This is a genomic window from Spirillospora sp. NPDC000708 (assembly GCF_040299565.1).
Classification (GTDB): domain Bacteria; phylum Actinomycetota; class Actinomycetes; order Streptosporangiales; family Streptosporangiaceae; genus Spirillospora.
The window spans coordinates 16,928-36,182 of the sequence record NZ_JBEPCJ010000011.1; the positions used below are offsets into that span (position 1 = coordinate 16,928).

Annotated in this window: 20 protein-coding genes; 10 read left to right on the top strand and 10 right to left on the bottom strand. The window is 73.4% G+C overall.

From position 1 onward, the window contains the following. Window positions 1–16 precede the first annotated feature (16 nt). Both ABT299_RS10590 and ABT299_RS10595 read right to left on the bottom strand, forming a co-directional pair. The gene (locus ABT299_RS10590) at window positions 17–439 is read right to left on the bottom strand and encodes a lamin tail domain-containing protein (RefSeq protein WP_500250487.1); all 423 of its coding nucleotides are present in this window, start codon (window positions 437–439) and stop codon (window positions 17–19) included. Window positions 440–632: 193 nt separating this feature from the next. After that, a complete protein-coding gene (locus ABT299_RS10595; protein ID WP_500250488.1) occupies window positions 633–1,562 on the bottom strand; it encodes an NADP-dependent oxidoreductase in 930 nt (309 codons plus the stop codon). 84 nt (window positions 1,563–1,646) lie between these two features. On the opposite strand from ABT299_RS10595, the gene ABT299_RS10600 reads away from it, so the two are divergent. After that, the gene (locus ABT299_RS10600) at window positions 1,647–2,216 is read left to right on the top strand and encodes a TetR/AcrR family transcriptional regulator (protein ID WP_500250489.1); all 570 of its coding nucleotides are present in this window, start codon (window positions 1,647–1,649) and stop codon (window positions 2,214–2,216) included. 54 nt (window positions 2,217–2,270) lie between these two features. Here ABT299_RS10600 and ABT299_RS10605 read toward each other — a convergent pair whose 3' ends face one another. Then, entirely contained in the window at window positions 2,271–3,032 is a 762-nt protein-coding gene (locus tag ABT299_RS10605; protein WP_500250490.1) for an SDR family NAD(P)-dependent oxidoreductase, read from the bottom strand. 77 nt (window positions 3,033–3,109) lie between these two features. On the opposite strand from ABT299_RS10605, the gene ABT299_RS10610 reads away from it, so the two are divergent. Genes ABT299_RS10610 through ABT299_RS10620 form a run of 3 tightly spaced genes read left to right on the top strand, consistent with a single transcriptional unit; the run spans window position 3,110 to window position 5,975 of the window. Beyond that, window positions 3,110–3,694, top strand: coding sequence for a hemerythrin domain-containing protein (locus ABT299_RS10610; protein WP_190850464.1), 585 nt, complete (start codon window positions 3,110–3,112; stop codon window positions 3,692–3,694). A gap of 29 nt (window positions 3,695–3,723) precedes the next feature. Then, the gene (locus ABT299_RS10615) at window positions 3,724–4,494 is read left to right on the top strand and encodes an SDR family NAD(P)-dependent oxidoreductase (protein ID WP_190850467.1); all 771 of its coding nucleotides are present in this window, start codon (window positions 3,724–3,726) and stop codon (window positions 4,492–4,494) included. Window positions 4,495–4,553: 59 nt separating this feature from the next. Further along, window positions 4,554–5,975, top strand: coding sequence for an MFS transporter (locus ABT299_RS10620; RefSeq protein ID WP_500250491.1), 1,422 nt, complete (start codon window positions 4,554–4,556; stop codon window positions 5,973–5,975). A gap of 55 nt (window positions 5,976–6,030) precedes the next feature. Here ABT299_RS10620 and ABT299_RS10625 read toward each other — a convergent pair whose 3' ends face one another. Further along, entirely contained in the window at window positions 6,031–6,342 is a 312-nt protein-coding gene (locus ABT299_RS10625; RefSeq protein ID WP_387024353.1) for a hypothetical protein, read from the bottom strand. An 88-nt stretch (window positions 6,343–6,430) separates the two neighbouring features. Here ABT299_RS10625 and ABT299_RS10630 point away from each other — a divergent pair, with 88 nt between their 5' ends. The 3 genes from ABT299_RS10630 to ABT299_RS10640 all read left to right on the top strand — a co-directional run bounded on the left by ABT299_RS10630 (window position 6,431) and on the right by ABT299_RS10640 (window position 8,921). Then, a complete protein-coding gene (locus tag ABT299_RS10630) occupies window positions 6,431–6,919 on the top strand; it encodes a S1 RNA-binding domain-containing protein (RefSeq protein WP_387024355.1) in 489 nt (162 codons plus the stop codon). Between the two features lie 11 nt (window positions 6,920–6,930). Then, window positions 6,931–7,443, top strand: coding sequence for a GNAT family N-acetyltransferase (locus tag ABT299_RS10635; protein ID WP_387024357.1), 513 nt, complete (start codon window positions 6,931–6,933; stop codon window positions 7,441–7,443). A 149-nt stretch (window positions 7,444–7,592) separates the two neighbouring features. Continuing rightward, on the top strand, window positions 7,593–8,921 hold the full coding sequence (locus tag ABT299_RS10640; protein ID WP_500250492.1) for a carbohydrate-binding protein: 1,329 nt from the start codon (window positions 7,593–7,595) through the stop codon (window positions 8,919–8,921). Window positions 8,922–8,970: 49 nt separating this feature from the next. Here the strand turns inward: ABT299_RS10640 and ABT299_RS10645 are convergent, their stop codons facing one another. The 4 genes from ABT299_RS10645 to ABT299_RS10660 all read right to left on the bottom strand — a co-directional run bounded on the left by ABT299_RS10645 (window position 8,971) and on the right by ABT299_RS10660 (window position 12,549). Continuing rightward, a complete protein-coding gene (locus ABT299_RS10645; protein WP_500250493.1) occupies window positions 8,971–9,555 on the bottom strand; it encodes a DUF305 domain-containing protein in 585 nt (194 codons plus the stop codon). A gap of 72 nt (window positions 9,556–9,627) precedes the next feature. Beyond that, window positions 9,628–10,020, bottom strand: coding sequence for a DUF6153 family protein (locus ABT299_RS10650; RefSeq protein WP_190850477.1), 393 nt, complete (start codon window positions 10,018–10,020; stop codon window positions 9,628–9,630). 57 nt (window positions 10,021–10,077) lie between these two features. Then, window positions 10,078–11,643, bottom strand: a complete 1,566-nt coding sequence (locus tag ABT299_RS10655) for an outer membrane protein assembly factor BamB family protein (RefSeq protein WP_190850479.1) — start codon at window positions 11,641–11,643, stop codon at window positions 10,078–10,080. A gap of 3 nt (window positions 11,644–11,646) precedes the next feature. Then, complete coding sequence (locus ABT299_RS10660; RefSeq protein ID WP_500250494.1) at window positions 11,647–12,549, bottom strand: hypothetical protein; 903 nt, start codon at window positions 12,547–12,549, stop codon at window positions 11,647–11,649. Window positions 12,550–12,813: 264 nt separating this feature from the next. On the opposite strand from ABT299_RS10660, the gene ABT299_RS10665 reads away from it, so the two are divergent. Both ABT299_RS10665 and ABT299_RS10670 read left to right on the top strand, forming a co-directional pair. Beyond that, window positions 12,814–14,280 (top strand): MFS transporter, encoded by a 1,467-nt coding sequence (locus ABT299_RS10665; RefSeq protein WP_500250495.1) that lies wholly within the window; start codon window positions 12,814–12,816, stop codon window positions 14,278–14,280. Between the two features lie 155 nt (window positions 14,281–14,435). Further along, window positions 14,436–15,038: a dihydrofolate reductase family protein gene (locus ABT299_RS10670; protein ID WP_500250496.1), complete on the top strand. Its 603-nt coding sequence runs from the start codon at window positions 14,436–14,438 to the stop codon at window positions 15,036–15,038. An 8-nt stretch (window positions 15,039–15,046) separates the two neighbouring features. Here the strand turns inward: ABT299_RS10670 and ABT299_RS10675 are convergent, their stop codons facing one another. Further along, window positions 15,047–15,658, bottom strand: a complete 612-nt coding sequence (locus ABT299_RS10675) for a TetR/AcrR family transcriptional regulator (protein ID WP_190850489.1) — start codon at window positions 15,656–15,658, stop codon at window positions 15,047–15,049. 111 nt (window positions 15,659–15,769) lie between these two features. Here ABT299_RS10675 and ABT299_RS10680 point away from each other — a divergent pair, with 111 nt between their 5' ends. Then, a complete protein-coding gene (locus ABT299_RS10680; RefSeq protein WP_500250497.1) occupies window positions 15,770–17,251 on the top strand; it encodes an amidase in 1,482 nt (493 codons plus the stop codon). A gap of 60 nt (window positions 17,252–17,311) precedes the next feature. Here the strand turns inward: ABT299_RS10680 and ABT299_RS10685 are convergent, their stop codons facing one another. Beyond that, window positions 17,312–19,132, bottom strand: a complete 1,821-nt coding sequence (locus tag ABT299_RS10685; RefSeq protein ID WP_500250498.1) for a S9 family peptidase — start codon at window positions 19,130–19,132, stop codon at window positions 17,312–17,314. Between the last annotated feature and the right edge of the window lie 123 nt (window positions 19,133–19,255).

Genomic DNA, 19,255 nt, shown 5'->3' on the forward strand with positions numbered 1-19,255 from the left:
GCGGGGCGCCCGATCGTCAGCAGTACTTCGACGAGCCGCCGCTCCCCCACGAGCAGGAGTCCGCCAGGGAGCCGCTCGGGTAGCGGAGGTAGGCGGCGTCACCGGTGTTGTTCCAGATGTACGCCTTCGAGCCCCAGTACCGGTTCGTCGCGGTGTTCGTCCCCCGCCCGGTGTGCACGTAGACCGACTTGTGCCCCTTGAGGCTGAACGAGCCGAACGTGTAGGTGTGGCCGGACTTGTCGCGCAGCGTGACCCCCTTGAGCTGCCGCGCCGTCGTGGTCCGGTTGTAGAGCTGCACCCACTCGGCGTTCAGCGACGCGTTCGACCGCGTGTCCTTGCCGGGCGAGTCGTAGTAGACGCGGTAGATCTGCACCGGACTGGCGGCCTCGGCGGGCGCCGCCGCCAGCAGTCCCGCCGCCACCGCTCCGGCGATGGCCACGGCCCCCGAAACAACAAGCCTCTTCACCCCGAGAACCCCTCTCGTTCACCAGCGAATGCCTATTTGTACCGGCATTCACGGACACATGGTTGCGTGTGGCCATGTGTGGGTCTCATGGCAACCGCAGGGCCCTCTCAGGCGTCCCGGCCACCCCGTGTTTTCCCTGATGAAGCCCGAAGTCGCGGGCGGAAGTTCACAGCGTGACCACGATCTTGCCGTGGACGTGGCGCCCGGCCTGGAGCGCCACGGCGTCGCGGATCTTCTCGAGCGGGAAGGTCGCGGCGATCGGCACGGTCATCTCCCCGGCGAGGAGGGCGCCGGTGACGCGGTCCAGGGCGTCCGGGCGCGCGTCGAAGCCGCCGGTCGGGCGCACGCCGCCGGGCGGGTTGGGCCCCGCGGCGATCGTGGAGATCCGCTCGGGCGGGACGCCGAGCGCGAGCGCGGTCTCGGCCGTCTCGGTGCCGAACAGGTCGGTCGCGGCGGTCACGCCGCCGGGGGCCAGCGCCCGTACCCGGTCGGCCAGCCCGTCGCCGTACGCGACGGGCTCGGCGCCCAGTTCCCGCAGGAACCCGACGGTGCCCTCCGAGGCGGTCCCGATCACGGTGGCGCCGGCGAGCCGCGCGAGCTGGACGGCGAACACGCCCACGCCGCCGGCGGCACCGCCGATCAGGACGGTGTCGCCGGACCGCAGGCCGATCGCCGCCAGCGCCGCGGAGGCGCTCAGCCCGGCCACCGGGAGGGTGCTCGCCACCTCGTCGGTGATGCCGTCCGGCGTGCGGGACAGCATCTCGGGCGTCCTCGTCGGCACCGTGACCACCAGGAAGTCGGCGGCGGCCCGGCCCACCGTGCCGCCGTGGACGCGGTCGCCGACGGCGAAGCCCGCGGCGCCGTCGCCGACCTCGTCGACGACGCCCGCGAAGTCGGACCCGAAGCCGGACGGCAGGGCGATGCCGAACCGCTCCGCCGCCTCGGGCCGCGCGGCGAGGAGCCAGTCCATCGGGTTCAGCCCGACGGCGGTCACGCGGACGCGGACCTCGCCCGGCCCCGCGTGCGGCTCGGGGACGTCGCGCACCTCCAGTACCTCCGGGCCTCCGAACGTCTCGTAGATGACGGCTCGGCTCATGGCGGACCTCCTGCGGCAGAGTGATGGGACTTGGTCCTATCACCGTACACGAGTGATGGGACCAAGTGCCGTAGACTGCTCCGCATGGCCCGCTGGCAGCCCAACGCGTCGCAGCGCCTCGTCGCCGCCGCCCTCGACCTCTTCGCGGAGCGCGGCTACGAGAACACGACGGTGATCGACATCGCGCAGCGCGCCGGCCTGACGAAGAGCACCTTCTTCCGGCACTTCCCGGACAAGCGGGAAGTCCTCTTCGGCAGGGACACGATGACCGCGCTCCTCGCCGAGGGGATCGCTGCGGCGCCGGCCACCGCCGCCCCGCTCGAAGCGGTGGCGAACGCCCTGGACGCGGTCGGCCGCGAAGCGTTCACGCCCGCTCGCCGTGAGTTCACCGCCCGCCGGCGGGCCGTGATCGACACCCACCCTGAGTTGCAGGAACGCGAGGCGCTGAAGGGACTCGCCCTCATCGGCGCGATGACCGGCGCGCTCCGGGGGCGCGGCGTTCCCGACCTGACCGCGTGCGCGGCCGCGCAACTGGGCGCGCTCGCCATGAAGATCGCCTTCGAGCGCTGGAGCGACACGGCCAACGACGACGATTTCGGCGACCTGGCGCGGCGGACGCTCCGCGATCTCCAGGCGGCCGTCGCCTCGTGCTGACGCGCCTCCGGCGGGTCGCGACGCAGTGGACCACCCCGTCCGGGACGGGCGGCGTCAGGCTTCTTCGGGGTCGCGGCCCTGCACCGCGCGGCCGCCGTCCACGGGGACGACGGCGCCGTTGACGAAGCTCGCCTCGTCCGACAGCAGGTACCGGACGGCCGCGGCGACCTCGTCCGGGCGGCCGACCCGCCCGACCGGGTGCAGGGCGCGCATCTCGGCCTCGATCCGCGCGGCGGACGCCGGGTCCTGGCCGGCGAGGAACGCCTCGTAGCGGGCGGTGGTGATCGAGCCCAGCGCGACGACGTTCACGCGGACCCCGCGCGGCCCGTAGTCCACCGCGAGGGCGCGGCTGAAGCCCTCGACGGCCGCCTTCGCCGTCGCGTAGGTGAGCGATCCGCGGACCGGGCGCGCCGCCTGGTGCGACGAGACGTTCACGACCGCGCCGCCCGTGCCCGCGTCCAGGAACCGGCGGATCGCGGTCAGCGACCCCACCACGGCGGGGTCGAAGTTCAGCGCCACCGCGTCGATGACCTCGCGCGCCCCCGGGACGTCCACGGCGGCGTCGCGGAACACGGCGGCGTTGTTGACCCAGCCCTTGAGGGTGCCCGCCGCCTCCGCCGCGTCCGCCGCCTCGGCCGTGACGGACTCGTCCCGCACGTCGCCGACGACCGCCGAGACGCCCGGTCCGGTCGCCCAGTCGACGGCGGCCGGGTCCAGCTCGACCACCACGACGTGCCCGCCGTCGGCGATGAGACGTTCGGCGATCGCGCGGCCGATGCCGCGCCCGCCGCCGGTGACGACATACGAGAGCCCCACAAAACGGAACGTACCACCGCGTTTGGGGCGGGTCATGGGGGCAGGGGACCAGCCGACGCACGTTCGAGGAGGAACCGATGGCAGACGTCTTCACGGTGCTGGCGAACGACCACGCCGAGGTCAAGCGGATGCTCACCGAGCTGGAGGCCGGCTCGGCCGACGCGTCGGAGGCGTCCGTCCAGGGCGAGGAGGGCCGCCGGCGGCGCGCGGCGATGGTGGAGCGGCTCATCATCGAGGAGTCCAAGCACGAGGCCGTCGAGGAGGAGTACTTCTGGCCCGCCGTCCGCGAGCTGGTGGAGGACGGCGACCGGCTCGCCGACCATGCCGTCGAGCAGGAGCGGTCGGCGAAGGAGGCGCTCGACGAGCTGATGCGGCTGGAGGCCGGCGACCGGCGGTTCGAGGAGCTGCTCGCGAACCTCATCACCGACGGGCGCGCGCACATCGCCTACGAGGAGACGATGGTGTGGCCGGCGCTGCGCCGGGTCATCGGCGACGAGCGGGCGGAGCGGCTCGGCGAGCGGCTCGAGCGGGCCAAGAGGCTGGCGCCGACCCGCCCGCACCCGCACACCCCGCCGAAGCCCGGCGTCCTGAAGACCGCCGGCCCGGCCGTCGCGGCCGCCGACCGGCTCCGCGACAAGATCACCGGCCGCGGCCGGACCTGACCGGGGGATCGACCGAGGGAGGAGCGGCCATGGCCGACTCGACGCGGCTGGCGCTGGTCACCGGCGCCTCCAGCGGCATCGGGCGCGCGCTGGCGGACGAGTTCGCCCGGCACGGCTTCCACGTGATCATGGCGGCGGAGAACGCGGAGATCACCGCGGCGGCGGAGGCCGTCGGGAACGCGGTGCCCGTCCGGGTGGACCTGGCGCGGCCCAACGGGGTCGAGGAACTGTACGGGGCGGTGGGGACGCGCCCGCTGGACGCCGTCGCGATCAACGCGGGCGTCGGGGTCGGCGGCGACTTCGCCCGCGACAACGCCCTCGCCGACGAGCTGAACCTGGTCGACCTGAACGTCCGGTCGGCCGTCCACCTGGCGAAGCTGGTGCTGCGCGACATGGTGCGCCGGGGTTCGGGGCGGCTGCTGTTCACCTCGTCGATCGCCGCGACGTCCCCCGGCCCGTACCTCGCCACCTACGCGGCGTCCAAGGCGTTCCTGTACTCCTTCGCCGAGGCGCTGCGCCACGAGCTGCAGGGCACCGGCGTCACCGTGACCGCGCTGCTGCCGGGCCCGACGCGCACGAACTTCTTCGAGCGCGCGGGGGTGCTCGACACCAGGCTCGGCAAGTCCGGCAAGGACGACCCGGCGGACGTGGCGCGGCAGGCCTACGAGGCGCTCATGGCGGGCAAGGACCACGTCGTCACCGGGTCCGCGCGCACCAAGGTGCAGACGACGGCGTCCCGGGCGATGCCCGAGCCGGTCAAGGCGAAGATGCACGCGCTGATGTCCAAGCCCGGCACCTAGACCGGGGGCCTCCGGGCCAGGTCACATACCTGCCCCGTGATCGGGCACGACGTCTCATCATGATCCAGGCGCGGGCCCCACGGGTGTGGGGACGGGCGGTCGACGCCCTCACACGGCGGCTCGGCGGCCCCCGCCAGGCCCGCGTCGTGCTGCTGCTCGCCTGCGTCCTCGCCCTGAACACCGCCGACTCCGGCGTCATCGGCGCGATCGTCGAGCAGCTGCGCGCCTCCCTGCACATCGACAACACGCAGGTCGGCGTGCTGACCGCCGCGCCGGCCCTGGTCGGCGCCGTCGCCACCGTCCCGGTCGGCATGCTCACCGACCGCGTCCCGCGCGTGCCGCTGCTCGCCGGCAGCATCCTGCTGTGGAGCGCCGCGATGGTCGTCGGCGGCCTCGCCACGTCCTACGACTGGCTGCTGACGTCCCGGGTCGCGCTCGGCGCCGTCACCGCGACCGCCGGGCCCACCGTCGCGTCCCTGACCGGCGACCTGTTCCCGCACCGGGAGCGGGCCGGCATCTACGGGCGGATCCTCGCCGGCGAGCTGATCGGCGCCGGGTTCGGCCTGGTCGTCGGCGGGAACGTCGCCGCCGCGCTGAGCTGGCGCGCGTCGTTCTGGTTCGTCGCGGTCCTCGGCGTCGCGCTCGCAGCGGCCGTCTGGCGGCTGCTGCCCGAGCCCGGGCGCGGCGCGCAGGGTCCCGCCCGCTCCAGCGCGCGCGCCGGCGGCGAGGCCGCCCAGCAGGCGGTGGAGGAATCGGACGTGCGGCCGCGCCCGGAGAACGTGCTGACCACCGACCCGTCCCGGATGACGCTGCTCCAGGCCGCCGGACACGTCCTGCGCATCCGCACCAACGCGCTCATCATCGTCGCGTCCGCCATCGGCTACTTCTTCTTCGCCGGGCTGCGCACCTTCGCGATCGTCTTCGTCCAGCACCGGTACGGGATCGGGCGCGCCGGGCTGAGCCTGCTCGTCCCCGTCATCGGCCTCGGCGCGCTCGCGGGCGTCCTCACCGCCGGCCGCCTCGCCGACCGCCTCGTCCGGCAGGGCCGGATCGCCGCCCGCGTGGTGGTGCCGAGCGTCGCCTACACCGCGTCCGCGCTGCTGTTCCTGCCCGGCCTGCTGACCACCTCGGCCTGGGCGGCGATGCCGCTGTTCTTCCTCGCCGCCGCCGCGCTGGCCGGCGCGAACCCGCCGCTGGACGCCGTCCGCCTCGACGTCGTCCACTTCGGGCTGTGGGGCCGCGCCGAGAGCATCCGGACGATCCTGCGGATGGCCGGCGAGGCGGCCGCGCCCGTCCTGTTCGGCTGGCTGTCCGGGGTGTTCGCGCCCGGCGACCACTCCGGCACCGGCCTGGACCGGGTGTTCCTGCTCGCGCTGATCCCGCTCCTGGTCAACGGCATGATCCTGCTGCGGGCACGGCGCAGCTACCCGGCGGACGTCGCGTCCGCCATGGAGTCCGAACGGCGTTTCACCGCCGCATGACCCCGGAACGGCGCGCGCCCCGGAACAGCGCGTGACCCCGGGCCGGCGCGTGACCTCAGAACACCAGGCGCCGGGACACCAGCCCGTGCCCCACCTTCTCGCCGTGCCACAGGTCGAACCGGCACCCGGCCTTGAACGCGTCGGGCCCGGCCGTATCCGTCACCAGCTCCATCGTCACGATGTGGTCGACGTCGCCCGGCCGCAGCGGCTCCCCGTCGTCGGTCGTCATGACGACCTTGTGGAACGCGTTCGGCTTGTGCTCCGCGCCCTTCTCGCGCAGCGTGAACGGGCAGCCCTCGGCGGGGAGGTCGGTCCCGATCGCCTGCTCGTCCAGCGAGACCAGCGCCTTGAACTTCGCCAGCTTCATCTCCGTCGCTCCTCCCACCCGGCGGCCTCGTCCTCTCCTTCCATGCTTCCACCGAACGCCCGTTCCATCCCGTGAGACCATGATCGCCATGCCCGGACCGGACGTTTCACCCCAAACCTTCCTTCGTGCCCTGCGTCCGGGCGACCATTGCGGCGGAGTCGTCGCGGACGACGGCCGCCAGGGCGTTTCGGTGGTCCTGGACGGGTTCCCGGCGCGGCCCCTGGGCATGATCGGATCGCTCGACCGGTCCTGGCGCGACCGGCGCGCGCCCATCGAGCCGGGGCGGCGGATCACCGCCGTGGTCCTCTCCGTGGACCTGGACGCCCGGCTGTCGCTGCGCGCGACGCGGCCCGACCCGTTCCGGGCGTTCGCCCGCGGCCACCGGGCCGGGGACGTCCTGGACGGCACCGTGACCAAGGTCGTTCCGTTCGGGGTGTTCGTGCGCGTCGCGGACGGCGTCGAGGGCCTGCTCCGCGACGTGACGGGCGAGGACGTCCAGGTGGGCGAACCGATCGGCGTCGTCGTCGGGGAGATCGACGTCGAGCGGCGCCGGGTGGCATTCTCGGACCGGGCTTGAGGAGGACGCTCATGACGCTGGTGCGGGCCGCGCGCGCGGACGATCTGGAGGGCGTGGCGGCGATCGCGGCGCATTACGTGCTGAACAGCCTGGCCACGTTCGCGGAGACGCCGCAGACGGTCGCGGAGTGGCGGGAGCGGCTCGACGACCTGGAGGCGCGCGGCCTGCCGTTCCTCGTCGCCGAGGTGGACGGCGAGGTGGCCGGATACGCGTACGCGGGGCCGTGGCGGCCGAAGCCGGCGTACCGGTACACCGTCGAGGACACGATCTACCTCGACCCGCGGCATCTCGGCAGGGGCCTCGGGACGGCGCTGCTCGGCGAGCTCGTGGAGCGGGCGGCCAAGGCGGGGATGCGGCAGATGATCGCGGTGATCGCCGACGCCGCCGGCGACGGGTCGGTGGCGCTGCACCGGCGCTTCGGGTTCGTCGAGGCGGGACGGCTGAGCGACGTCGGGCACAAGCAGGGCCGGTGGATCAGCACGATCCTGATGCAGCGGGCCCTCGGCCCCGAAACGGGCGCTTAGGGCCCTTTCCGGGCAGGCCCGGCCGGGTTACCCTTCGCATGGCGTCCGTGCCGGTCGTTTGCGCCTCGACTTGGGAGGGTCCCGTCCGCGGGACGGTTCGGCTCTGACACCGGCTCCTCTGTGTCCCGCTTTACCGAGGAGTCGTCCCGATGCAGTTCAAGCACAAGCGATGGTCCGCGGCCGCCGCCGCGCTGGCCTCGGCCGCCGCGGCGGTCGTCCTGTCGCTCGGCGCGCTGGTCGCGCTGTCGGCGCCGTCGTCGGCGCGGTCCGCCCCGTCGATCGCCTGCACCTACGCGGCGTGGGCGGAGGGCACCACCTACAAGGTCGGCGACAAGGTCACCTACAAGGGCGACGGTTACGAGGCGCTCGTCGCCCACACCGCCTACCCGGGCGCGAACTGGAACCCCGCGTCCACGCCCACGCTCTGGCGCGACCTGGGCGCGTGCGACGCCTCGACGCCCCCGACCACCCCCCCGACCACCCCGCCGACCACTCCGCCGACGTCACCGCCGCCCGGGGACGGGACGTGCGCGGTGAAGTCGCGGCCCGCCGGAAAGGTCCTGCAGGGCTACTGGGAGAACTGGGACGGCGCGTCCAACGGCGTGCACCCGCCGTACGGCTGGACGCCGATCGACGACCCGGCGATCAGGCAGCACGGCTACAACGTGATCAACGCGGCGTTCCCCGTGATCCGGTCGGACGGCACCGTCCTGTGGGAGGACGGCATGGACTCGACCGTCAAGGTCGCCACCCCCGCCCAGATGTGCGCGGCGAAGGCGGCGGGCGCGACGATCCTGATGTCCATCGGCGGCGCCGCCGCGGGCATCGACCTGAGCTCCAGCAGCGTCGCGGACCGGTTCGTCCAGACGATCGTGCCGATCCTGAAGAAGTACAACTTCGACGGGATCGACATCGACATCGAGACGGGGCTGTCGGGCGGCGGCAGCATCACCCAGTTGTCGACGTCGCAGGCCAACCTGATCCGGATCATCGACGGGGTGCTCGGGCAGATGCCGTCGAACTTCGGGCTGACGATGGCCCCCGAGACCGCGTACGTCACCGGCGGCAGCGTCACCTACGGCTCGATCTGGGGCGCCTACCTGCCGATCATCAAGAAGTACGCGGACAACGGGCGGCTGTGGTGGCTGAACATGCAGTACTACAACGGCAGCATGTACGGCTGCTCCGGTGACTCGTACTCCGCCGGCACCGTCGAGGGCTTCGTCAAGCAGACCCAGTGCCTCGACAACGGCCTGACCATCCAGGGGACGACCGTGAAGGTGCCGTATGACAAGCAGGTGCCCGGGCTGCCCGCGCAGCCGGGCGCCGGCGGCGGCTACATGGCGCCGAGCCTGGTCGGCCAGGCATGGAACCAGTTCGGCGGCGCCCTGAAGGGCCTGATGACCTGGTCCATCAACTGGGACGGCTCGAAGGGCTGGACGTTCGGCGACAACGTCCGCGGCCTCCAGGGCCGCTAAGCAGCGGAAGGGGCGGCCGGACGGGGATGCCCGTCCGGCCGCCGTTCCGCTACTTCAGCAGGCCGCGCATCTTGGCGATCTCGGCGGTCTGCGTGCGGACGATGCTCGCGGCCATCGCCTTGGCGTCGGCGTTCTGACCGGAGCGGCCCTCGGCCCGCGCCATCGTCACGGCTCCCTGGTGATGCTCGATCATCATCCGCAGGAACGCCTTGTCGAACGCGGCGCCCTTGAGGCCCTTGAGCGAGGTCATGTCCTTCTCGCCCATGATGCCGGGCATGTCGTGGTGCATGCCGGTCATCGCGGCGGGCGCGCCCCAGTCCTTCAGCCAGCCGGTCATCGTCGCGATCTCCGGCGCCTGCGCGTTCTCGATGCCCGCGGCGAGCGCCTTGACCTGCGCGGACGCGGCGCGGGACGGGGCGAGCCCGGCCATCTCCACGGCCTGCCGGTGGTGCGGGATCATCATCTGCGCGAACATCACGTCCTGCTCGTTGTGCGACGCCTGCGCAGCGGACATGGACATGGGCATGGACGGGGTCGCGGACGGCTTGGAGCCGCCCTTGTCGCCGGAGTCGCCGCACGCCGCGAGGGCGAAGGCCAGGGCGGGGACGGCGATGAGCGCGATTGCGCGTTTCACTGGTCGAACCTTTCGTGTGCCGGTACATGACAGGTCTGCGCGGCACGCCGAAGCGGCGCGCCGGACGGTCTGTCACAGCCGGAGCACGCTCAACCGGTGAAGGGACGGGGCGGGCGGGGAGCGCCCGCCGCGCGGACCGGGCGTCCGGACCACCGGACGCGCCGCGACCGCGGCCCGCGTCACCCGGAGAAGGCCGAACGGCAGCGCGAACAGCAGGGACACGAGCAGCATCCCCAGGCACATCTGCCCGCTCGGATGGTCCGGGTGGTGGTCGCCCGGCGGGTCGCCGACCACCACGTGGTGGTGCTCGGAGGCGCCGGCGCTCGCCAGCGGGGCGGCGGCCATCTCCATCGGGCCGGGGGACGCCTGGAGGCCGTGCATGGCCATCAGCCCGGAGAAGAGCAGCAGCAGGCACAGCGGCGTCCCCCGATGGAGGCGCCGCCGTGCCCGCTGCCGTGGTCCCACCGTCTCCCCGTCTCCGAAGTCCTTCCGGACATCATGCTAGGACGGGACGCGGCGGGGTCAGGACGGGGAGAACGCGTACAGCTTGTTGTTCTGCGCGCAGTCGTAGGTGCCGTCGGAGCAGAGCCCGAACCAGTATCCGGAGCCCCAGTAGACGGTCCCCGCGACGACGGCCGCGCCGCCGATCACGGCGCCGCCGCTGTTGAACCGCCACAGGACGCCGCCGTTCGCGGCGTTCAGCGCGAACATGGTGTCGGCCGCGCCGTTGATGCCGCCGGCGTACACGACGCCGTTCGCGGCGCTGATGAACCCGATGTCGAGCGTCCCGTACGGGTCGCCGACCTGCCAGAGGATCTTGCCGGTGGCGGCGTCGAGCGCCGCCCACGAGCCGCCGTCGACGGTGGTCTTCGTGCCGTCCGCGCCGACGATGTCGTACTCCTCGTGCTCGGCGTTGCCGATGCCGACGTAGATCCGCTTGCCGTCGGTCGCCGATCCCCACTCCATGCCGCCGAGGTCGCTGCCGGGGCCGACCTGGGTGTGCCAGATCTCCTTTCCCGTGGCGGGGTCGAGCGCCCAGTAGATGCCGCTCTTCTGGCCGACGCCGAGGATGCTGCGCAGGTGCCCGCCGTCGGCGACCTGGTACAGGTTCGGCGCGGACCCGAAGTCGAAGTCGGGGCCGCAGGTGTCGCAGTCCTCGGTCCCGACGTCGGCGGTGAGCGTCTTGAACGACCAGTCGACGGCGCCGGTCCGCAGGTCGAGGGCGACGACGGAGTCGGTGTAGTTGTCGTCCGGCCCCTGCTGGCAGTCCTGCTGGCCGGGGCGGGTGCAGACGCCGTCCGGCACCGTGTAGTTGTTGCCGGTCGTCACGAACAGCCGCCCGGTGGTGTTGTCGACGGCGAACGAGCCGCCCCACACCGAGTTGCCGGTGTACCCGTCGGGCGCCATGTACCGCCGCCACCGGACGGCGCCGGTCACCGCGTCGAGCGCCACGACGCTGCCGCGGAACCGCACGGGGTGGCCGTCGCCGAACTCGACGCGGCTCGCCGTCCCGACGTAGACGGTGTCGCCGTTCACGACCGGCGACGTCGTCACCATCGCGGCGGGGTCGGCGTCGATCAGCGTGCTCCAGCGCTTCGCGCCGGTGAGCCGGTCGGCGGCCATGACGCGGGCGCCGGCGTCGGACGGCACGCTGGACACGCCGTCGCCGAACACGATCTCCGTCCCGGCGACGGCCGGGCTCGTCCGGGACACGTCGCCGGACACGCCGCTGTAGTCGGACACCGGGCGCTGCCAGCGGACGGCGCCGGTGAGCGCGTCCACCGCCGACAGCTTGCCGCCGTAGTCGGGGACGTAGACGGTGCCGAGCGACACCGTCGGCGTCGCGGCCACGTTGCCGGCCAGCGTCGCGGTCCAGCGCGGCTTGAGCCGCGAGGCGTTGCCGGGCGAGATGACCGTCTCGGTCGCGGCGTACCGGGTGTTGGCCGCGTTCTGGCCCGCGACCGTCCAGCCGGCGACGTACGGGACCGCGCCGGACGGCGCCGCCGACGCGGACGGGAGCGCGAGCAGCGCGGCGGCGAGGGCGGCGGCACCGGCCAGGGCCCTGCCGCGGATGCGTGCACGGACCATCGCTCAGCCCTCCGCGATGTAGGCGTGGACGATGCCCATCACGTCGTTCCTCGCGGCGGGCGAATCGTAGTAGCTGGTGACGGTCAGCCGGTCGCCGCGCGCGACCGTCGCGAGCGGGTCGCCGGAGCAGGTGCCCATCTTCACGATGGTCCGCATCCCGCCCATCGTGTCGTAGGTGGCGGGGGAATCGCAGATCAGCGTGCCCGTCGTGTCGTCGGCGGCCTTCACGTGTACGCCGCCGGCGTGCTGGTGGCCGTTGGCGAACACGATGCGGCCGGAGACCGTGGACGTCCAGCTCCAGGTGTGCGTGCTCGGCCCGGCCGGGACGCTGTAGTCGGAGGTGAGGCAGCCGCCCGCGTCCAGCCACAGCGACCGCACCGGCGTGGTCGCCCCGGCGGCCGCAATGGTGTACGTGATGGAAATGTAGACCGTCTTCGGTTCCGCCGAGTAATTCATCAGATCGGTCAGCATCGCCCATCGGTCATAGCTTTTCACCGGCAGCCCGTAACCGTCCGGCATGGTCTTCTCGGTGCGCTCGTCGCCGGACGCCCAGATGCGGTCGCCGAGCGGGCTGAACGGGCAGACGGTGTCGTGCGCGGCCAGGTTCGAGATGACGAAGTGGTGCAGCATCGGGCCGCTGTTCATGTCGGCGGTGCTGCCGTCGGCGTACACCAGGTCCGGTTTCTCGCCGACGATGTCGCAGTTGGAGCAGGGTTTCGGCGCCGCCGACACCACGTTCGGCAGCTCGCCGGGACGGTCCATGGTGCCGCCCGGGATCGTCCACGGGCCGTACCTCACCGTCACCGTCTGCGTGGCCGGGGCGGCGGCCAGCGCGTGTCCCGTCCCGGCGAGGGCCGCCAGGAAGGCGACCATCGCCACGATCGTCGTTCGGAGTCTTCGGCGCACTTCGATCTCCCCATTCTGGGCTCGGCGCGAATTCCACCCGGAATTGCGTGCGGCCCGACCGTACGGCCGCCTTCGCGTCCCGCCATCGGCGAAACCACCGGCCTCCCCGCCATTGCGCGGGCGCCCAGCGGGAGGGCCGCCGGAGGCTGCCGCCGCACACCGCGCGCGGCGCGGGTACGGCGAAGGGAAGCCGATGACCTGCCGATTCCCATGACTCCGTCAACTCGAAGTTTGATCGGCGGCCGTTCGGCAATCGGAGTCTCCGTGACAGAGCTACGCACGGAAAAGGGCGTCGTCGACACGGAGATCCCCGCGCGGCTGGACCGGCTGCCGTGGGCGCGCTGGCACTGGATGATCGTCATCGGGCTCGGCACCGTCTGGATCCTGGACGGCCTCGAGGTCACGATCGTCGGCAACCTCGCGCCGCAGCTGGCGAAGCACGGCAGCGGCGTGGCCATCACCGCCGGCCAGGTGTCGGGGTTCGGCGCCGCGATCTACGTGACCGGCGCGTGCCTCGGCGCGCTGTTCTTCGGCTGGCTGACCGACCGGTTCGGGCGCAAGAAGCTCTTCATGATCACGCTGCTGGTGTACCTGGCGGGCACCGCGCTGACCGGGCTGTCGTGGACGGCGTGGTGGTTCTTCCTGTGCCGGTTCATCACCGGCTTCGGCATCGGCGGCGAGTACGCGGCGATCAACTCGGCGATCGACGAGCTGATCCCGAGCAAGCACCGCGGCCGGATCGACATCGTCATCAACGGCAGCTTCTGGATCGGCGCGGCGGCGGGCGCGCTGCTGACGGTCCCGATCCTCGGCGAGTTCCCGGTGGACGTCGGCTGGCGGCTGGCGTTCGCGCTCGGCGTCGTCCTCGGCCTGGTCGTGCTGCTGGTGCGGCGGCACGTCCCGGAGAGCCCGCGCTGGCTGATCATCCACGGCCGGACGGACGAGGCCGAGCGGCTGGTCGGCGAGGCGGAGGGGACCGTCCACGCGGAGACCGGCGGGCGGCTGCCGGAGCCGGGCGGGAGCATCCGCATCCACCAGCGCAAGAGCATCGGGTTCGGGGCGATCGCCGGGACGCTGGTGCGGAGCTACCCCAAGCGCTCCCTCCTCGGCTTCGCGCTGTTCATCGGGCAGGCGTTCCTCTACAACGCGATCACGTTCGGGTACGCCGACATCCTCAAGACGTTCTTCCACATCGACACCGGCACCGGCTACTACTACGCGGTCATCGCGGTGGGCAACTTCCTCGGCCCGCTGCTGCTGGCGCCGCTGTTCGACACCTGGGGCCGCAAGCCGATGATCGCCGGAACGTACGTGCTGTCCGGTGTGCTGCTTCTGCTCACCGCGTGGCTGTTCAACGAGGGGCACCTGACCGCGACGACGCTGACCGCCTGCTGGTGCGTCGTCCTGTTCTTCGCGTCCGCCGGCGCCAGCTCGGCGTACCTGACGGTCAGCGAGGTGTTCCCGATGGAGACGCGCGCGCTGGCCATCGCGTTCTTCTACGCGATCGGCACCGCGGCGGGCGGGATCTCCGGGCCGCTCCTGTTCGCCAAGCTCGTCGGGACGGGCGCGCCCCGCGACACCGCGATCGCGTTCGTCGTCGGCGCCGTCCTGATGATCGCGGCGGGACTGGTGGAGGCGGTCCTCGGCGTCAAGGCCGAGCGCAAGGGCCTGGAGGACATCGCGAAGCCCCTCACCGCGCAGGAGCCCGCGAAGCCCCTCGCAGCGCAGTAGGCGCGCAGTAGGAGCGCAGTAGGAGCGCCTCTCACCGCGTAGTCGCGCGATCCCCCGGAAAAGTTTCCGGGGGCATGTCGAGAAGGCCGCGCGGGCACCGACCAACGGGTGAGAGGCGCCGCAAGGGGCGTCGAGCACCCGAGGGAGACGGTCCCATGAGCATGGTCACCTGCGACATCGCGATGTCGGTGGACGGCTACGTCGCCGGCCCGAACCAGAGCCTGGAGAACCCGATCGGCGAGGGCGCCGAGGACCGGCTGCACCGCTGGATGTTCGAGCAGCCCGAGGCCAACGCCGAGGAGCTGGAGGCGATCACCGCGGCGGGCGCGTTCATCATGGGCCGCAACATGTTCGGCCCGGACCGCGGCGACTGGGACCTCGACTGGACCGGCTGGTGGGGCGACGAGCCGCCGTACCACGCGCCGGTGTACGTCCTCGCCCATCGCCCGCGCGCGTCCGTCACCATGCAGGGCGGCACGACGTTCCACTTCGTCACCGACGGCATCGAGTCCGCCTTGGCACGGGCGCGGGAGGCCGCGGGCGACGCGGACGTGGCGGTCGCCGGCGGCGCCTCGACCGTGAACCAGTACCTCGCCGCCGGGCTGATCGACGAGCTGCGCCTGCACGTCGCCCCGGTCGTCCTCGGCGCCGGCGAGCGGCTGTTCACCGGCGTCGGCTCCTTCGACCTGGAGCCCGTCCGCGTGCGGCACACCGACATGGTCACCCACCTCACCTACCGCCCCCGCCGGGCCGGCTGACCCGCGGGTCAGGGGCGGAGGGCGGCCAGTTCGGCGGCGAAGCCCCGGATGAGGGCGGCGAGACCGGCCTCGAAGGCAAGGTCCCGGTGGCCGGGCGGAGCGTGCAGCATCGGTTCGAGACCGGGCGGGACGTCCTCGCCGGGGAGAGGGCCGCCGGGCGGGTCGTCGAGGACGAGGACGGAGCCGAGCAGGAAGTACTCGACCGCGTGCACCAGCGGCAGCAGCCGGTCCTCGGGCCAGCCCGCGCGGCGCAGGACGGTGAACGCGTCGGCGTAGGCGTGCAGCGCGGCCCGCGACCGGACGGGCCGCGCGGCCAGCAGCGGGACGGCGCGCGGGTGCGCGGCGAAGGCGGCGCGGTAGGAGCGGGCCCAGCCGTCCACCGCCGCCGTCCACGGCGTGATGGACGGGTCGAGGGTCATCTCGCCGACGATCAGTTCGCGGATGCCGTCGACGACCTCGTCCCGGCCGGAGATGTGGTTGTAGAGCGACGGGCCCTTGACGCCCAGCTCGGCGGCGACGCGGTTGACCGACAGCGCGTCGGCGCCGTGCTCGTCGACCAGCGCGAGGGCGGCCCGCATGATCGCCTCGCGGGTCACCAGCCGGCGCGGCGGCCTGCCCATGCGCCCCCCTCCCCCGGTCCGCCCCGAATCCGCCCCTCGACGGCGGTCGGCGGCCAGTGTAGTGTCCCTCCGACGCTAAAACTACGGCTTCTAGTTTTATGGAGGGGTGCCGTGGAGTACGCCGAGTACCGCGCCCGCGACGCGGTCGGGCTGGCCGCGCTCGTCACCGCCGGCGAGACCACCCCGGCCGAGCTCCTGGACGCCGCCATCGCGCGCGCCGAGGCCGTCGACCCGAAGATCAACGCGATCGTCCGGCCCATGCACGACCTCGCGCGGGCCCGCGCCGCCGAGCCGCTGACCGGGCCGTTCGCCGGCGTGCCGTTCCTGGTCAAGGACCTGTCGCAGGACTACGCCGGGCTGCCCACCGGCAGCGGCAACCGGGCGCTGCGCGACGTCCCCGCCGCCGAGCACGCCGAGGTCGTCCGCCGGTGGCTGGACGCGGGACTCGTCGTGTTCGGCAAGACCAACACCCCCGAGTTCGGCGCCAAGGGGATCACCGAGCCCGAGGTGAACGGCCCCACCCGCAACCCGTGGGACCTCGCCCGCACGCCCGGCGGATCGTCCGGCGGGTCGGCCGCCGCGGTCGCCGCCGGGATCGTCCCGGTCGCGGGCGCCAACGACGGCGGCGGCTCGATCCGCATCCCCGCGGCCTGCTGCGGGCTGTTCGGCCTCAAGCCCGGCCGCGGCCTCGTCCCCGCCGGGCCGTCGTACGCCGAGCACCTGCACGGCGCGGCCGTCGACGGCGTCGTCTCCCGGACCGTCCGCGACAGCGCCGCGATGCTCGACGTGCTCACCGCGACCCCCGACCCCGGCGGCCCCTACCTGCCCGCCAAGCCCGACCTGCCCTACGCCGAGCTGGCGCGGCGCGCGCCCGAGCGGCTGCGCATCGGCTTCGCCACCGAGTCGCCGCTCGGCACCGCCGTCGACCCGCAGGCCGTCGCCGCCGTCGAGGACGCGGCGAAGCTCCTGGAGGGCCTCGGCCACGACGTCGAGCCCGCGAAGACCGGCATCGACGAGCGGCGCCTCGCGTTCGACTTCCTGGCGATGTGGTCGACGCAGCTCGCGTACACCGTCGACGAGATCCGCCGCGCGACCGGCGCGTCCCGCGCGGCGTTCGAGCTGGACACCCATCTCGTCGCGGCGGCCGGACGCGTCCAGTCCGCGCCCGCCTACTTCGCCGCCCACGAGCGCTGGAACGCCTACAGCCGGCGGCTCGCGGCGTTCCACTCCCGCTACGACCTGCTGCTCACCCCGACCCTCGCCAGGCCGCCGATCCGCATCGGCGAACTCGACACGCCCGCCCCGTTGCGCGCCATCGGCCGGGCGGCGCTCGCGCTCGGGCTCGCCGGTCCGCTGACGCGGACGAAGCAGTGGCGCGACGCCGTCATCGCCAACCTCGCCCCGGTCCCGTACACGCAGCTCGCCAACATCACCGGGCGCCCGGCGATGAGCGTCCCGACGTACCGGACGCCCGGCGGCCTGCCGCTCGGCGTCCAGTTCGTCGGCCCCCTCGGCGGGGAGGGCGTGCTGCTCGCGCTGGCCGCCCAGCTGGAGGCCGAGCGCCCCTGGTCCCACCTGGAACCCCCGCTCTGACGAGTGGCGGGATCTCGGCGGTGATCGACAGCCCCGCGGACGGCGTGACGGGGCCGCCGGTCAGCCGATGAGGTGGTCGCAGAGGAACCGCGCGATCTCCTCGTAGGCGAGCAGCTCGTTCTCGCGGTCGGTGAACCCGTGGCCCTCGTCGTCGAAGACCCGGTACCGGACGTCGACGCCGCGGCTCCGCAGCCGGTCGACGAGCCGGTCGGACTCCGCGCGGGGGACCCGCGGGTCGCGGGCGCCCTGCAGCACCAGCAGCGGCGCGGTGATCGTGTCGGCGTAGGTGATCGGCGACCGCTGCACGAGGTACCCGGCGTCGGTCTCCGGGTCGCCGAGGACGGCCGCGACGAAGTGCTTCCAGGTCGGCGGGCAGGCGCGGGCGAGCGCGACGAGGTTCGCGGGCCCGCACAGCGACACCCCGGCCGCCCACCGGTAGGGCAGCCTCGCCAGGCACGACAGCGCGGCGAAACCGCCGTAGGACCCGCCCATCACCGCGATGCGGGCGGCGTCGACGCCGGGCTCCGACCGCAGGTGGCAGACCGCGTGGTCGAGGTCGTCCAGGTCGAACCCGCCCCAGTTGCGGTGCACGAGCTTCTGGTGCCGGGCGCCGTAGCCGGTGGACCCCGCGATGTTCGGCGCGAAGATCGCGATGCCCTGCGCGAGAAGGTACTGGTAGAGGCCCGAACGGAGGTACTGGGGCCGTTCCTGCGCCTCCGGGCCGCCGTGGATCGACAGCAGGACGGGGTGCGGCTCCGGCGTGCGCGGCCGGTAGTACAGCGCGTGGACGTACCGTCCCGCCGACGACGGGTAGACGACCGGCTCCGGCTCGACCGGCTCCGCCGTCCCCGCCTTGAACGCGGGCGGCCGGGCGTCGGTGAGGTAGCGGACGCCGTCCGACGGATCGAGGACGGCGACCTCGGCGGGCCGGGTGGCGGTGTCGAGCAGGACGACCAGCGGCTCGGCGCGCGGCGCGAGCGCCAGCGCGGACACGACGCCCGGCGGGACGGCGGGGAGCGGCAGCGGCCGGTCGGCATGGCGCGCGTACAGGACGGAGCGCCCGTCCTCGTTGACCGACCAGACGAGCGTCTCGCCCGCGACCTCGATGCGCTCCACGTCCCAGTCGTGCTGGGCGACCGGTTCGAGGGTCCCGGTGGCCAGCCGGTAGAACGCCCCGGCGACGAACTCACCCCACAGGTCGGTGCGCAGGTAGAAGCCCGTGGAGTCGGCGGCCCACGGGCCCGGCTCGAACAGCCCGTCGCCGTGGTCGGCGGTGACGCACACCGGCGCGGCGGACGCGTTCCCGAGGTCGGTCAGGTACGCGGCGACCCTGGTGTGGGACCGGAACCCGCCGGTCAGCAGCCACCGCCCGTCCGGGGAGATCCCGACCGGCTGGAAGACCACGCCCGGCGGCGGCACGATCCGCCGCTCGGTCTCCTCGGCGAGGTCGCGGACGAGCACGTCCTGGACGGTCTCGTCGCGGTCGTTCGCCGCGTAGACCAGGCGGCGCCCCTCGGCGTCGAACGGCGCGGCGGGCAGGACCCGCTGGCACCGCGGGCCCGCGCCGATCTCGGCGGGGCCGCCCGCGCCCGGCCGGCCGCCGTCGCCGTCCAGGTCGAGGCGGTACAGCCGGTACTGCTCGTCGCCGTCGCGGTCGGCGGTGAAGACCAGGCTCTTGCCGTCCGGGGCCCACGCGATCCGCCGGACGGCCCGGTCGGGCAGCCGGGTCAGCCGCCGGGGCACGCCGCCCGCGACGGGGACCGTCCACAGGTCGAACCGCCCGGCGGCGTTGCTCGAGTAGGCCACGGTGCCCGCGTCGGGAGACAGCGCCAGGGTCGGCTGGAAGCCTTGGCGGGGGACGAAGTCGCGGTAGCCGGGCATGGGAGCCCTCCAGGGTCGACCGGATTACCTGATCCGCAGCGCGGAGGCGGCCGGGCCGGGCCACCGGGGCGCCACACCGGCCCCAGTGTCCACCCGTTCACCTCTGGGCACAGAGAGTAGCCA

Excerpts from the sequence above, each read along its gene's own strand:
- ABT299_RS10640 (WP_500250492.1), top strand. The coding sequence starts at position 7,593 with ATGCAGTTCAAGCACAAGCGATGGTCCGCGGCCGCCGCCGCGCTGGCC.
- ABT299_RS10685 (WP_500250498.1), bottom strand. The coding sequence starts at position 19,132 with ATGCCCGGCTACCGCGACTTCGTCCCCCGCCAAGGCTTCCAGCCGACC.
- ABT299_RS10595 (WP_500250488.1), bottom strand. The coding sequence starts at position 1,562 with ATGAGCCGAGCCGTCATCTACGAGACGTTCGGAGGCCCGGAGGTACTG.
- ABT299_RS10600 (WP_500250489.1), top strand. The coding sequence starts at position 1,647 with ATGGCCCGCTGGCAGCCCAACGCGTCGCAGCGCCTCGTCGCCGCCGCC.
- ABT299_RS10670 (WP_500250496.1), top strand. The coding sequence starts at position 14,436 with ATGAGCATGGTCACCTGCGACATCGCGATGTCGGTGGACGGCTACGTC.
- ABT299_RS10625 (WP_387024353.1), bottom strand. The coding sequence starts at position 6,342 with ATGAAGCTGGCGAAGTTCAAGGCGCTGGTCTCGCTGGACGAGCAGGCG.
- ABT299_RS10610 (WP_190850464.1), top strand. The coding sequence starts at position 3,110 with ATGGCAGACGTCTTCACGGTGCTGGCGAACGACCACGCCGAGGTCAAG.
- ABT299_RS10675 (WP_190850489.1), bottom strand. The coding sequence starts at position 15,658 with ATGGGCAGGCCGCCGCGCCGGCTGGTGACCCGCGAGGCGATCATGCGG.
- ABT299_RS10635 (WP_387024357.1), top strand. The coding sequence starts at position 6,931 with ATGACGCTGGTGCGGGCCGCGCGCGCGGACGATCTGGAGGGCGTGGCG.
- ABT299_RS10620 (WP_500250491.1), top strand. The coding sequence starts at position 4,554 with ATGATCCAGGCGCGGGCCCCACGGGTGTGGGGACGGGCGGTCGACGCC.
- ABT299_RS10615 (WP_190850467.1), top strand. The coding sequence starts at position 3,724 with ATGGCCGACTCGACGCGGCTGGCGCTGGTCACCGGCGCCTCCAGCGGC.
- ABT299_RS10630 (WP_387024355.1), top strand. The coding sequence starts at position 6,431 with ATGCCCGGACCGGACGTTTCACCCCAAACCTTCCTTCGTGCCCTGCGT.
- ABT299_RS10655 (WP_190850479.1), bottom strand. The coding sequence starts at position 11,643 with ATGGTCCGTGCACGCATCCGCGGCAGGGCCCTGGCCGGTGCCGCCGCC.